This is a genomic window from Aquincola agrisoli (assembly GCF_036621135.1).
Taxonomy (GTDB): Bacteria; Pseudomonadota; Gammaproteobacteria; order Burkholderiales; family Burkholderiaceae_C; genus Aquincola; species Aquincola agrisoli.
This window is the reverse complement of the sequence record NZ_JAZIBG010000009.1, coordinates 100,221-112,777: the sequence shown is the minus strand read 5'-3', so window position 1 is coordinate 112,777 and position 12,557 is coordinate 100,221. Positions and strand designations below refer to the sequence as shown.

The following is a 12,557-nucleotide window of genomic DNA, read 5'->3' as shown; positions in this document are numbered from 1 at the left end:
GGAGGAAACCATGACCCTGCCCGTCCTGCCGCCGTGGATGTCCGGCCCACCCGTGCGGATGCTGCTCGCCACCGACCTCAGCGCCCGTTGCGACCGCGCGCTCGACCGTGCCGTGCAACTCGCCGAGGCCTGGGGGGCCGACCTGGTCGTGCTGCACGTCGTGGAGGTGCCGCGCGCGCCCGACCTGGTGCTGAACTGGGTCGACGGCGAGGATGACCGCGAGCGCCTCGCGCAGGCACGCGAGCAGTTGAAGACCGAACTGGCCGGGCTGCAGGCCCATGGGCGCGTGGTGCTGGCGCATGGCGCCACGGCCGCCGTCATCGCCGAGGTGGCCGCGCGCGAAGGCTGCGGCCTCATCGTCACCGGCATGGCACGCGACGAGCCCTTCGGCCGCTTCCTCGTCGGCTCCACGGTCGAGAAGCTGGCGCGCAGCGTGCCGCAGCCGCTGCTGGTGGTGCGCAACCGCCCGCGTGCACCCTACCGCAAGGTGGTGGTGGCGAGCGACTTCTCGCCGCCGTCGCGCCATGCGCTGCACGCCGCGAGCCGCTTCTTCCCGCAGGCGGCCTTCACGCTCTACAACGCGCAGCCGCCGGCCCGGCCCGACCTGGATGCGCAGCGCAGCCTCGTCGCGGCGCGCGCCGAGGCTGAGGAGTTCATCGCCGGCAGCGACCTGCCCGAGGCGCTGCACCGCCGGCTGCCGGCGGTGGTCGACGCGGGCGCGATCGAGAGCCTGCTCACCCGCTACGTGCGCGACAACGGCATCGACCTCGCGGTGATCGGCACGCACGGCCGCGGCGGGCTGCTGGGCGCGCTGCTCGGCAGCGTGGCGGCGCAGCTGCTCGACTGGCTGCCGTGCGATACCCTGATCGTGCGGGCGCCGTGACGACGTCCCTGCCTGCGAGCCATGCGCTACGAACTCACCGACCTCAAGCTTTTCCTGGAGATCGCCCAGGCCCGCAGCCTGTCTGCCGGTGCCGCAGGCGTGCACATCACGGCGTCGTCCGCGAGCTATCGCCTGAAGAACCTCGAGCAGGCCATGGGGGCGCCGCTGTTCGTGCGCACCCCGCGCGGCATGGACCTGACGCCCGCCGGCGAGGCGATGCTGGAGCATGTGCGCGAGCTGTTCGAAGGCGTCGAGCGCATGCACGGCGACGTCGGCCGCTATGTGTCGGGCCTCAAGGGGCACGTGCGGATCGCTGCCAACAGCAGCGCGCTGAACGGCTTTGCCACCGCGTCCATCGGCCGCTTCCTCGTGCTGAACCCCGACGTCGACGCCGACATCGAGGAGCGTCAGAGCGAGACCATTCCCGCCGCGGTGCTGGCCCGCGAGGTGGACATCGGCATCTTCGCCGGCGGCACCGAGGTCGGCGGGCTGGAGGTCCACCGCTATGCGATGGACCAGCTGGCCATCGTGGTGCCGTCGAACCACGTGCTCGCCGCGGAGCCGGAGGTCAAGCTGGGTGCCGCGCTCGAATTCGACTTCGTCTGCATGAGCCGCACGAGCAGCAACTTCCTCTTCCTGCGCGACGCGGCGATCCGCGTCGGCAAGCCGGTGCGGGCACGGCTGCACGCACACAGCTTCGAGGCGGTGCTCTCGCTGGTGGCCGCGGGGCTGGGCATCGCGCTGGTACCCAGCAGCCTGCTGGCCAAGCCGCCGGCCGGCATCGCCACGCTGCGCCTGGCCGAGCCCTGGGCCCGCCGCGAACTCAACCTGGCCGTGCGTGCGGAAGGGCGCCTGCCGCTCTTCGCCACCGCGCTGCTGCAGTTCCTGCTGGACGATCCGCGGGTCGCCATGACGCGCGAAGCGCCCTGAACGAAGCCTAGGGGTTTCCACCGGGGCTTTGACGGGCTCGAAACACCGCTTCGAATCTTTCGGATGGATCGGCCGCGGGCCGATTTCTACACTGACTCCGCACTGGTACGGGGCCGGCAGCCCCGGCTCGACAGCACTACTCGGAGACAGCATGACTCACGCCGCTCAACGGCCCGGCAAGCTCGCCGCAGCCCTCGTCCGTTCCCTCTTCGGCATCGCAGCGCTGGCGGGTGCCGCCGGTGCGTTCGCGCAGCAGGGCTACCCGCACAAGCCGGTGACCATCGTCGTGGCCTTCGCGCCCGGCGGCATGACCGACATCGTCAGCCGCGCCCTGGCGAAGGAGCTGGGCGAGGCCTACAAGCAGACCTTCATCATCGAGAACCGCGCCGGCGCGGCGGGCCAGATCGGCACCGAGTACGTGGCCCGGCAGCCGGCCGACGGCTACACGCTGCTGGTGAGCGCCACGGGCCACGTGATCGGCCCGGTCCTGCAGAAGAAGGTGAACTATGACCCGGTGAAGGACTTCGAGGCGATCGGCATCCTCGCCAAGGCGCCCAACCTGCTCGTCGTCAACCCGGGCGTGCCGGCCAAGACGGTGCCCGAGTTCGTCGCCTGGGCGAAGACGCAGCGCAGCGTTCCCTACGCGACCGCCGGGGCCGGCGGCTCGACGCACCTGGGCGGCGAACTGCTGCGCCACCTGAGCGGCCTGCCGCTCACGCACGTGCCCTACAAGGGCGCGGCGCCCGGCACGACGGCGGTGCTGGCCGGCGAGGTGCCCGTGGCGTTCCAGGACTCGATGAGCGTCTCCAGCTTCATCGCCTCCGACAGGCTGCGCCCCATCGCCATCGCCAGCGGCGAGCGCAGCGCGGTGTTCCCGCATCTGCCGACGCTGAAGGAGTCGGGCTACAAGAACTTCGACGTCTACACCTGGCTCGGCCTGTATGCCCCCGCCGGCACCCCGCACGAGATCGTCAGCCAGCTCAACCAGACGGTGAACCGGATCATGAACTCGCCCGCGATGGCCGAGCGCCTGCGCGCCCAGTACAGCGAGCCGGCCGGCGTGATGGACCTGGCGCAGACCAGGGACTACGTCGTCCGCGAGGTCGCCAAGTGGCGCGAACTGGTCAAGGTGACCGGCGTCAAGGCCGAAGACTGACGAGGGGCCGAGCATGCAAGAACAGGCCGGTGCCTCGCTGCAGGCGTTTGCGCAGGAGGCGCGCTACTTCGCCACGTTGGCCCAGGGCGTCTTCGAGATCCCGTGCTGCCAGGACTGCGGCCGGTGGCACTTCTATCCCCGGGCCTGCTGCCCCTACTGCCACTCCGAGTCGCTGGCCTGGCGCCGCCCTTCGGGGCGGGGAACGGTCTACTCGACGACCACGGTCCGCAAGCCTGCGGGCGGCGACTATTGCGTCTGCCTCGTCGACCTGGACGAAGGCCCGCGCCTCATGAGCACGGTCGTCGATACGCCGCCGGCCGAGGTGCGGATCGGGCAGCGGGTCGAGGCACGGGTGCAGGTCGACGGGGATGCAGCGCTGCTCGTCTTCGCGCCCGCCGGAGGCCGGCCATGACGACGTCTCTGCGCGGGCAGGTGGCCATCCTCGGCACGGGGCTCGCCGGCATGGGCCATGCCGGCGGCGCCACCGAGCAGGAGATCATCTCGCGGGCCGCCCATGCCGCCGTGCGCGCCAGCGGCCTGCGCATGGCCGACATCGACGGGATCATCACCTCGAGCCTGACGTCGCCCTGGTGGGTGATGCGCATGGCCGAGTACCTGGGCCTGCGGCCGCGGTTCTCCGACAGCACCATGTTCGGCGGCTCGTCGTTCATCGCGGACCTGCAGGTGGCGGCGATGGCCATCCTGTCCGGCCGCTGCAACCATGTGCTGGTCTGCTACGGCGCGACGCCGCGCAGCGCGCCGAGCAGCAGCAAGATCAACCAGATGCGCGCGGAGCTGGACCCCCAGCCCTACGAGCACCCGTACAAGCCCTTCAACCCGGTCTCCAGCTACGCGCTGGCCGCCGCGCGCCACATGCACGAGTACGGCACGACGCGTGAGCAGCTGGCCGAAGTGGCGGTCGCCGCGCGCCGGTGGGCGATGCTGAACCCGGACGCGTTCATGCGCGAGCCGCTGTCCATCGAGGACGTGCTGGGCTCGAAGATGATCTCGGACCCCCTCACCGTGCGCGACTGCTGCCTGGTCACCGACGGGGCCGGCGCCTTCGTCGTCAGCGCATCGCCGCGGGCGAGAGACCTGCACCCCGCGCCCGTCTACGTGCTCGGCACCGGCCACGCGCACTGGCACCGCCAAATCTCCTGCATGGAGGACCTCACGGTCACGCCCGCCCGCGACTCCGGCGCCGCCGCGTTCGCCGAGGCAGGGCTCGCACCCGCGGACATCGACGTCGTCGAGCTCTACGACGCCTTCACCATCAACCCCATCCTGTTCCTCGAGGACCTGGGGTTCTGCAAGAAGGGGGAGGGCGGCGCGTTCGTCTCCGGCGGCCGCATCGCACCGGGCGGCGCATTCCCGCTCAACACGAACGGCGGGGGCCTGTCCTGCACCCATCCCGGCATGTACAGCATCTTCCTCGTGATCGAGGCCGTCACCCAGCTGCGTGCGCAGGCCGGGGCCCGCCAGGTGGCCGGTGCCCGGACGGCCCTCGTCCACGGCAACGGGGGCGTCCTGTCCAGCCAGGCCACCGCCATCCTTTCCACCCAGCACTGAGAGACCGAGGGTGATCGACAAGTTCATCGAGAGCGTGGAGGCGGCGGTCGCCGACATCCACGACGGGGCCACCGTGCTCGTCAGCGGCTTCGGCCTGGCCGGGCAGCCGGTCGAGCTGCTGGATGCCCTGTGCCGCCAGGGCGCACGCGACCTCACCGTGGTGTGCAACAACAGCGGCAGCCATGACGGCGGCCTGGCCCGGCTGATCCGCCTCGGGCGGGTGCGCCGCCTGATCGCCTCGTACCCGCGCGGCGCGGAGGCGGGCGCGTTCGAGCAGGCGTACGCCGAAGGCCGCATCGAGTTCGAGTGCGTGCCGCAGGGCACCCTGGCCGAGCGGCTGCGCGCCGGCGGGGCGGGCCTGGGGGGCTTCTTCACGCCCACGGCCTACGGCACCCGGCTCGCCGACGGCAAGGAAACGCGTGTCATCGACGGCCGCGGCCATGTCTTCGAGCACCCGCTGCGAGGCGACTTCGCCTTGGTCAAGGCGCTGGCAGGCGACCGTTGGGGCAACCTGGTCTACCGGAAGGCCGCGCGCAACTTCGGGCCCGTCATGTGCATGGCCGCCCGCAAGGCGGTGGTCCAGGTTGCGCAGCGGCGCGCGCTCGGCGAGCTCGACCCGGAAGCCATCGTGACGCCGGGTATCTTCGTCGCGCGGCTCGTTTGTGTCGGCGCGGGCTCCGCACCGGCGTCCGTGGACGAACCAGCGGAGGCGCTGGCATGACGCCGCGGCGCAGCAGGCAGGAGATGGCGCGGGCCGTCGCCCTCGACATCCCGGACGGCTCGTACGTCAACCTCGGCATCGGCCTGCCGGTGATGGTCGTCGCGCATTGGCGCGCGGAGCAGGAGATCATGGTGCACAGCGAGAACGGCATCCTGGGGATGCGCTCGCTCGATGCTTCGGAGCCGGTCGACCCCGAGATGATGAATGCCGCCAAGCAGCCGGTGGCGCTGGTGGAGGGCGGGTCGTTCTTCCACCACGCGGACTCCTTCGCGATGATGCGAGGCGGCCACCTCGACTTCTCGGTGCTGGGCGGCTACCAGGTCTCCCAGGCGGGCGACCTGGCCAACTGGTCGCTGGGGCAGCCCGGCGTGGCGGCGGCGGTCGGCGGGGCGATGGACCTGGTGGTCGGCGCGCGGCAGGTCTACGTGCTGATGGAGCACACCACGCGCGACGGCCAGCCTCGCCTCGTGCGCGAATGCGACCTGCCCCTCACCGGCGTGCGGTGCGTGACGCGCGTCTATACCGACCTCGGCACCTTCGAGGTCCAGCCGCAGGGGCTCCGTGTCATCGACATGGTGGCAGGGCTGACCCGCGATGCGCTGGTGGCGTGCACCGGCGCCGCGTTGATCTTCGATTGAGCGCAGCGGCCATGTCGTCAACGGGCTCGCTGGATGCCTTCCGCGCGGAGGTGCGCGGCTTCCTGGCCCGACGAAACCGAGATCGGCCGCGGCGTGAAGCGCCTGCTGGACCTCGAGCACAGCTTCGGCGGCGAACGCCACCACCTCGCCCGCGTGGCGCGGGCCTCCGGCTGCAGCGCCGCCATTTCCTCCTGAAGCCATGATGACGACCGAAGCACCCGACACCCTCTCCGACACCGTCCGCCTGCACACGCAGGACGGGGTGGTCGTCCTGACCATCGACAACCCGCCGGTCAACGGCCTGGGCAATACCGTGCGGGCGGGCCTGTTCCGCGGCCTCGAGTACGCGATCGCCGAGCCGCAGGTGCGTGCCGTCGTCATCGCGGGGGCGGGCAGCATGTTCTGCGGCGGCGCCGACATCCGCCAGTTCAACACGCCGGCGGCCGCCGAACTTCCGCTGTCGCGCGACGTCCAGGCGCTGATCCGGCATGCGAACAAGCCGGTCGTCGCGGCCATCCACGGCGCTGCGCTGGGCGGCGGGCTCGAGCTGGCCCTGGCCTGCCACTTCCGCGTGGCGAGCGCGCAGGCGTCGCTGGGCCTGCCCGAGGTGCAGCTGGGCCTGGTCCCGGGCGGCGGTGGCACGCAGCGCCTGCCCCGGCTCATCGGGGCGCGCGCCGCGCTGGAAATGATCGTGCAGGGCAGGCCAGTGGATGCCGCGAAGGCCTGCGCCCTGGGGCTCGTGGATGCCGTCGCGCAGGGACAGCTGCTGGCATTCGCCACGGCGTTTGCGCTCGAGCAGGCGGCCGCCGAGGGCAGCCTGCCCGATCTGCACGGCCGCATGCCGGCGCTCGACGAGGTGGACTTCGCCGCCGTGCGCGCCGGCCTCGATCCCAGGGCGCGCAACCACAAGGCCCAGAAGGCTGCGGTCGATTGTGTCGAGATGGCCTGCCAGCACGAGCTGGCACACGGGCTCGACCTGGAATGCGAGGTGTTCCTGAAGCTCGTGGCGGGCCCGGAGTCGCACGCGCTGCGCCATCTCTTCTTCGCCGAACGCCAGGCGCCGAAGTTCGAAGCGCGCATCCCCGCCGACACGCCGGCCATCGCTTCGGTGGCCGTGCTCGGCGCCGGCACCATGGGGGGCGGCATCGCCATGGCCTTCGCGAACGCCGGCCTCCCGGTCACGCTGGTGGAGCGCGACCAGGCGGCCCTGGATCGGGGCCTGTCGCTCGTCCGCCGCAACTACGGCGTGACGGTGGAGAAGGGCAAGCTGTCGCCGGCCGAGGTGGAGGCCCGCCTCGCGCGCATCCGCTCCAGCCTCCGCCTGGAGGACGTGGCCGAGGCCGACCTGGTGATCGAGGCCGTGTTCGAGGACATGGCCGTCAAGCAGGAGCTCTTCGGCCGCCTCGACACCCTGTGCAAGCCCGGCGCCATCCTGGCGAGCAACACCTCGCGGCTCGACATCGACCGCATCGCGTCGGCGACCGGCCGCCCCGAGGACGTCATCGGCCTGCACTTCTTCAGCCCGGCCAACGTGATGCGCCTGCTGGAGGTGGTGCGCGGCGAGCGCACCTCCGACGCCGTGATCGCGCGCTGCATGGCCATGGCCCAGGCCATCGGCAAGATCCCGGTGCTGGTGGGCGTCTGCGAGGGCTTCGTCGGCAACCGCATGCTGACCGGCTACTGGCGCGAAGCCTGGTTCATGCTGGAGGAGGGCGCCCGGCCCGAGCAGATTGACGCGGCCATGAAGCGGTTCGGCATGGCGATGGGCCCGCTCGCCATGGCCGACCTCGCGGGGCTGGACATCAACTGGGCGACGCGCCAGAGGCTTCTGGCCACCTGGCCGCCGGGCCTGCGGTATCCGCGCGTGGCCGACCGCATCTGCGAGGCGGGCCGGCTGGGGCAGAAGACCGGCGCGGGCTACTACCGCTACGACAACGGCAGCCGCCTCCCGCAACCCGATCCGCAGGCGATGGCCATCATCGAGGCCGCCGGCGCGGAGGCGGGTTTCACGCGACGCGCGTTCACCGACGAGGAGATCGTCGAGCGCTGCGTGCTCGCCCTGGTCAACGAAGGGGCCCGCATCCTGGACGACGGCATCGCCCGCCGGGCGTCGGACATCGACGTCGTGTACGTGCACGGCTACGGCTTCCCCGCATGGCGCGGCGGGCCGATGCACTACGCCGGCACGCTGGGCCTGGAAGCGGTACTCGCACGCCTGCGGGCGCTGGAGGCGGCGCACGGCGCGCAGTGGACGCCGGCGCCGCTGATCCAGCGGCTCGTGGCCGACGGCCAGGCCGGCTTCTGACGACTTCCTTGGAGACCCCCATGCTCGACAACGCCCTTGCCGGCATCAAAGTCATCGACCTGTCCCGCATCCTGGCCGGGCCCTGGTGCACGCAGAACCTGGCCGACCTCGGGGCCGAGGTCATCAAGGTCGAGCAGCCCGGCCGCGGCGACGACACCCGCCAGTGGGGGCCGCCGTACCTGGAAGACAAAGCGACGGGCGAGCAGCTCTCGGCCTACTTCTCGTGCTGCAACCGGGGCAAGGTCTCGGTCGCCGTCGACTTCTCCTCGGCGGAAGGCGCCGCGGCCATCCGCGAGCTCGTCCGGGACGCCGACGTGCTGGTGGAGAACTACAAGGCCGGATCACTGGCGAAGTACGGTCTCGACTTCCCGAGCCTGCAGGCCCTGAACCCCCGGCTCGTCTACCTGTCGATCACCGGCTACGGCCAGACCGGGCCCATGGCGGACAAGCCCGGCTACGACTACGTCTTCCAGGGCATGGGCGGCCTGATGAGCTACACCGGCCAGCCCGACGGCGAGCCGGGCGCGGGCCCGCTGCGCACCGGCGTGGCCGTCATCGACCTGTCCACGGGCCTGTACGCCACTTCCGCCCTGCTTGCCGCGCTGTTCCAGCGGCACACGACGGGGCGGGGGCAGTACATCGACATCGCGCTGCTCGACGTGGCCGTGGCCATGAACGCCAACCAGGGCGCCAACTACCTCGTCTCCGGCAAGAACCCCGAGCGCAGCGGCAACGCCCACCCGAACTGCGCGCCCTACGAGGTGTTCCGCTGCGCGGACGGGCACCTGATCCTCGCCATCGGCAACGACGGCCAGTTCCGGCGCTTCTGCGCGGTGGCCGGCCATCCCGAGTGGGCGGACGACCCCCGGTTCCGAAGCAATGCGCTGCGCATCGTGAACCTGCCGGCGCTGCGGGGGCTGCTGCAGGAGGCCTTTCCCACGCGCACCCGCCGCGCGTGGACCGACGCCTTCGACCAGGCCAACGTGCCCTGGGGCCCGATCCACAGCCTGCAGGAAGTCTTCGCGCACCCGCAGGTGAAGCACCGCCGGCTGCTGCAGGTCGTGCACGACCCCCGGCTCGGCGAGGTGCCCACGGTCCGCAACCCGATGTTGAGCGGAAGCGGCAGGAATCCGTCCTCGGTGCTGGCGCCGCCGTTGCTGTCCGGCGCCTTGCACCTGCCACCCCCTGCGGGCCTCGAGCAGAGCGCCCCCGCCACCCGCCACCCCTCCACCTCCTCATCATGAACAGACGCGATCTCCTGCAGGCCGGCATGGCCCTGGCCTGCACCTGCGCCACCGGGCCCGCCCGGGCAGCGGGTTACCCGGACAAGCCGGTCAGGCTCATCGTCCCGTATGCCCCGGGCGGCACGACCGACCTCCTGGCCCGCATCGTCGCCACACGGCTGCAGGCGGCATTCAAGCAGAGTGTCCTGGTGGAAAACCGCCCCGGCACCGGCGGCGGACTGGGCACGGCCCACGCCGCCAGGCAGCCCGCCGACGGCTACACGCTGGTCATGCTCGTCGAGAGCTCGCACGCCGTGAACCCGAACGTCTACCAGAAGACGGCGTACGACCCGGTGAAGGACTTCGCCCCCATCAGCAACATCGCCGATGTGCCGAACGTGCTGGTGGTCAACCCGAAGCTGCCGGTGCAGGACCTGCAGGGGCTGATCGCGCTGTTGAAGGCCAACCCCGACAAGCATTCCTTCGGCTCCTCGGGCAACGGCGGCCTGAGCCACCTGAACGGCGAGATCTTCAAGCACGTCACCGGCACGCAGATGCTGCATGTGCCGTACAAGGGCCTGGGGCCGGCGCTCGTCGACCTGGTGGCCGGGCAGATCGACGTGGTGTTCGACAACATCCCGTCGTCGGCCGGCATGCTGGCGGCGGGGCAGACGCGCGCGCTGGCGGTGGCCGCGCCGTCCCGCCTGAAGCTGCTGCCGCAGGTGCCGACGTATGCGCAAGCCGGCCTGCCGCAGCTCAACACGCCGTCCTGGTTCGGCATCGGCGCGCCGGCCGGGACACCCGAGGCCGTGCTCGACGTGCTCAACCAGGCCGTGCGGGCCGTGCTGGCGGAACCCGACGTGGTGGCCGCCATCGAGAAACAGGGTGCGCTTCCCAGCCCGATGTCGCGCGCGGCGTTCACTGCGTTGGTGCAGCGCGAGAACGGCCGATGGAAGCAGCTCGTCCAGGACATCGGCTTCGAGAAGATGTGAAAGAGAACACCATGAATGCCACTCCCGAGTGGACGCATGCGGCCGTCGACGTGGACGGCCAGGGCGTCGCGACCGTCACCATCCGCAACGCGGGCAGCCTGAACCTCCTGGGCACGCCGGTCATCGCGGACCTGCGCGGGGCCTTCGAGCGCCTCGCCGACCGAGAGGACCTGCGTGCCGTCGTGCTCCGGGGCACGGGCGACAAGGCGTTCGTGGCAGGCGCCGACATCAAGGAGATGGGCACCCTGGTGCCCGAGTCCGCACGCACGTTCATCGAGGGGCTGCGGCAGCTCTGCGAGGCGGTGCGGCAGTGCCCCGTGCCGGTGATCGCGCGGCTCGCGGGCTGGACGCTGGGCGGCGGCCTGGAGCTGGCGGCGGCGTGCGACGTGCGCATCGCCTCCAACCGTGCGCAGTTCGGCATGCCCGAGGTCAAGGTCGGCATCCCGTCCATCATCCATGCAGCCCTGCTGCCGCGGCTGATCGGGCAGGCCCGCGCGGGCTGGCTGCTGCTCACCGGCGAGAACATCGACGCCGCGCAGGCGCTGTCGTGGGCCCTGGTCGACGGCGTGGTGCCGCTGGACCGCCTGGACGACGAGGTGGCGCGCCAGGCGGGCAGTTTTGCCTCGTGCGGGGCGCACGTGCTGCGCCAGCAGAAGCGGCTGCTGCGGGAGTGGCAGGCGCAGGACCTGGACACCGCCATCCGGCGCGGCGTCGACGAGTTCGCATCCGCCTTCGCGACCGGCGAGCCGGCACGGTTCATGGCCCCCTACCTCCGGCACCGGAAGGCCTGATGGCCGTCGACCTCGGCAGCGTGGGCCGGTCGCTCGGCCCGCGCGAGGTGCACTGGTCGGCACGCGACGTGATGCTCTACGCGCTCGGCGTCGGGGCCGGCCAGGCCGATGCCTGCCAGGAGCTCGAGTACACGACCGAGAACAGCACCGGCGTGGCACTGAAGGTGCTGCCGACGTTTGCGCTGACCCTCGTGCAACGCGCGGCGCTGCGTCCAGGCTTCGGCGATGTCGACCTCTCCGACATCGTGCATGCCGGCCAGCGCCTGAGCCTGCACCAGCCGCTGGACATCGACGGCACCGTGGCCGTCAGCGCCGCCATCGGCGCGGTCGAGCCCAAGCGCTCGGGGACGCTGGTGCACGTGGACTCGGACCTGAGGAGCCCGCGGGGGTCCCTCGTCGCGCAGGCCCGGTCCACGCTCTTCGTGCGTCGGTGCGCCGATGGGGCGAGGCTGCCGGGCCGGACGGCGCAGGAGGTCGAGGCGCCCGGGCCGGATGCGCCGGCCGTGCGGCGCATCCTGGCCCCGACGAGGCCGGACCAGGCGCTGCTGTACCGGCTCGCGGGCGACGTCAATCCGCTGCACAGCGACCCGCTCGTCGCCGAACGGGCGGGGCATGGCCGGCCGATCCTGCACGGGCTCTGCAGCCTGGGCACGGCGGTGCGGCGCCTGCTGTCCGAGTTCCGGCTTGATGCCGGCGCGGTGCGCGGCGTGGAGGCGCGGTTCACCGGGCCGGTGTGGCCCGGCGAAACGCTGGCCATCGACGCGGTCCGGGCGGACCAGGCGCTCAGGTTTTCCGCCAGGGCGGAAGGAGGCCGACCGGTGCTGGCCGCCGGCGTGCTGCACTTCGACGGGGCCCTGCGGCCCACCGGCCTCGCAGCGGTTAACCTGCGCCGATGCTGAAGACCCTGAAAGAGCTGTTCGACGCCCTGCGCACGCCGGCGGCCGGCGGCGGCGCGCCGCACCAGCTGGAGCTGGCCACCGCGGTGATGCTGGTGGAGGTGATGCGCGCCGACGCGGAGATGTCCGATGCGGAGCGCGACGCCGTCATCGCCGGACTGCGCGACAAGTTCCACCTGGCCGACGACGAGCTGGCGCAGCTGGTGGCGCTGGCCCACCAGGCCTCCCGCGAGGCCAGCGACTATTTCCGGTTCACGTCGATGATCAACGACGGCTTCGACATGCCGCAGAAGCTGCGCATGGTCGAGCACATGTGGCGCGTGGCCTATGCCGATGGCGTGCTCAGCGCGCACGAGAACCATGTGATGCGCCGGCTCGCCGACCTGCTGCACATCCCGCACGGCGCCTACGTGCACGCGAAGATGCGGGCTCAGGCGGCACAGGGGCTCTGAC

General features: G+C 71.6%; 13 protein-coding genes. All 13 read left to right on the top strand.

The annotated features are described in order from the left end of the window. Window positions 1–10 precede the first annotated feature (10 nt). The 13 genes from V4F39_RS02405 (at window position 11) to V4F39_RS02345 (ending at window position 12,556) form a co-directional block, all read left to right on the top strand. On the top strand, window positions 11–883 hold the full coding sequence (locus V4F39_RS02405) for a universal stress protein (protein ID WP_332287639.1): 873 nt from the start codon (window positions 11–13) through the stop codon (window positions 881–883). Window positions 884–904: 21 nt separating this feature from the next. Further along, a complete protein-coding gene (locus V4F39_RS02400) occupies window positions 905–1,813 on the top strand; it encodes a LysR substrate-binding domain-containing protein (RefSeq protein WP_332287638.1) in 909 nt (302 codons plus the stop codon). Window positions 1,814–1,964: 151 nt separating this feature from the next. Then, complete coding sequence (locus tag V4F39_RS02395) at window positions 1,965–2,969, top strand: tripartite tricarboxylate transporter substrate binding protein (RefSeq protein ID WP_332287637.1); 1,005 nt, start codon at window positions 1,965–1,967, stop codon at window positions 2,967–2,969. 13 nt (window positions 2,970–2,982) lie between these two features. Continuing rightward, window positions 2,983–3,381, top strand: a complete 399-nt coding sequence (locus tag V4F39_RS02390) for a Zn-ribbon domain-containing OB-fold protein (RefSeq protein ID WP_332287636.1) — start codon at window positions 2,983–2,985, stop codon at window positions 3,379–3,381. After that, window positions 3,378–4,538: a thiolase gene (locus V4F39_RS02385; protein WP_332287635.1), complete on the top strand. Its 1,161-nt coding sequence runs from the start codon at window positions 3,378–3,380 to the stop codon at window positions 4,536–4,538. Before V4F39_RS02390 ends, V4F39_RS02385 begins: the two co-directional genes overlap by 4 nt. Before the next feature lie 10 nt (window positions 4,539–4,548). Next, entirely contained in the window at window positions 4,549–5,259 is a 711-nt protein-coding gene (locus tag V4F39_RS02380) for a 3-oxoacid CoA-transferase subunit A (RefSeq protein ID WP_332287634.1), read from the top strand. Further along, window positions 5,256–5,897, top strand: a complete 642-nt coding sequence (locus tag V4F39_RS02375) for a 3-oxoacid CoA-transferase subunit B (protein ID WP_332287633.1) — start codon at window positions 5,256–5,258, stop codon at window positions 5,895–5,897. The genes V4F39_RS02380 and V4F39_RS02375 overlap by 4 nt, the downstream gene beginning before the upstream one ends. A 199-nt stretch (window positions 5,898–6,096) precedes the next feature. After that, the gene (locus V4F39_RS02370; protein WP_417281690.1) at window positions 6,097–8,202 is read left to right on the top strand and encodes a 3-hydroxyacyl-CoA dehydrogenase NAD-binding domain-containing protein; all 2,106 of its coding nucleotides are present in this window, start codon (window positions 6,097–6,099) and stop codon (window positions 8,200–8,202) included. Between the two features lie 20 nt (window positions 8,203–8,222). Further along, a complete protein-coding gene (locus tag V4F39_RS02365; RefSeq protein ID WP_332287632.1) occupies window positions 8,223–9,446 on the top strand; it encodes a CaiB/BaiF CoA transferase family protein in 1,224 nt (407 codons plus the stop codon). Then, a complete protein-coding gene (locus tag V4F39_RS02360; RefSeq protein WP_332287631.1) occupies window positions 9,443–10,417 on the top strand; it encodes a Bug family tripartite tricarboxylate transporter substrate binding protein in 975 nt (324 codons plus the stop codon). The genes V4F39_RS02365 and V4F39_RS02360 overlap by 4 nt, the downstream gene beginning before the upstream one ends. Before the next feature lie 11 nt (window positions 10,418–10,428). Next, the gene (locus tag V4F39_RS02355; RefSeq protein ID WP_332287630.1) at window positions 10,429–11,208 is read left to right on the top strand and encodes an enoyl-CoA hydratase; all 780 of its coding nucleotides are present in this window, start codon (window positions 10,429–10,431) and stop codon (window positions 11,206–11,208) included. Then, entirely contained in the window at window positions 11,208–12,107 is a 900-nt protein-coding gene (locus tag V4F39_RS02350; protein ID WP_332287629.1) for a MaoC/PaaZ C-terminal domain-containing protein, read from the top strand. The genes V4F39_RS02355 and V4F39_RS02350 overlap by 1 nt, the downstream gene beginning before the upstream one ends. Beyond that, entirely contained in the window at window positions 12,101–12,556 is a 456-nt protein-coding gene (locus V4F39_RS02345; protein WP_332287628.1) for a tellurite resistance TerB family protein, read from the top strand. The genes V4F39_RS02350 and V4F39_RS02345 overlap by 7 nt, the downstream gene beginning before the upstream one ends. Window position 12,557 lies beyond the last annotated feature (1 nt).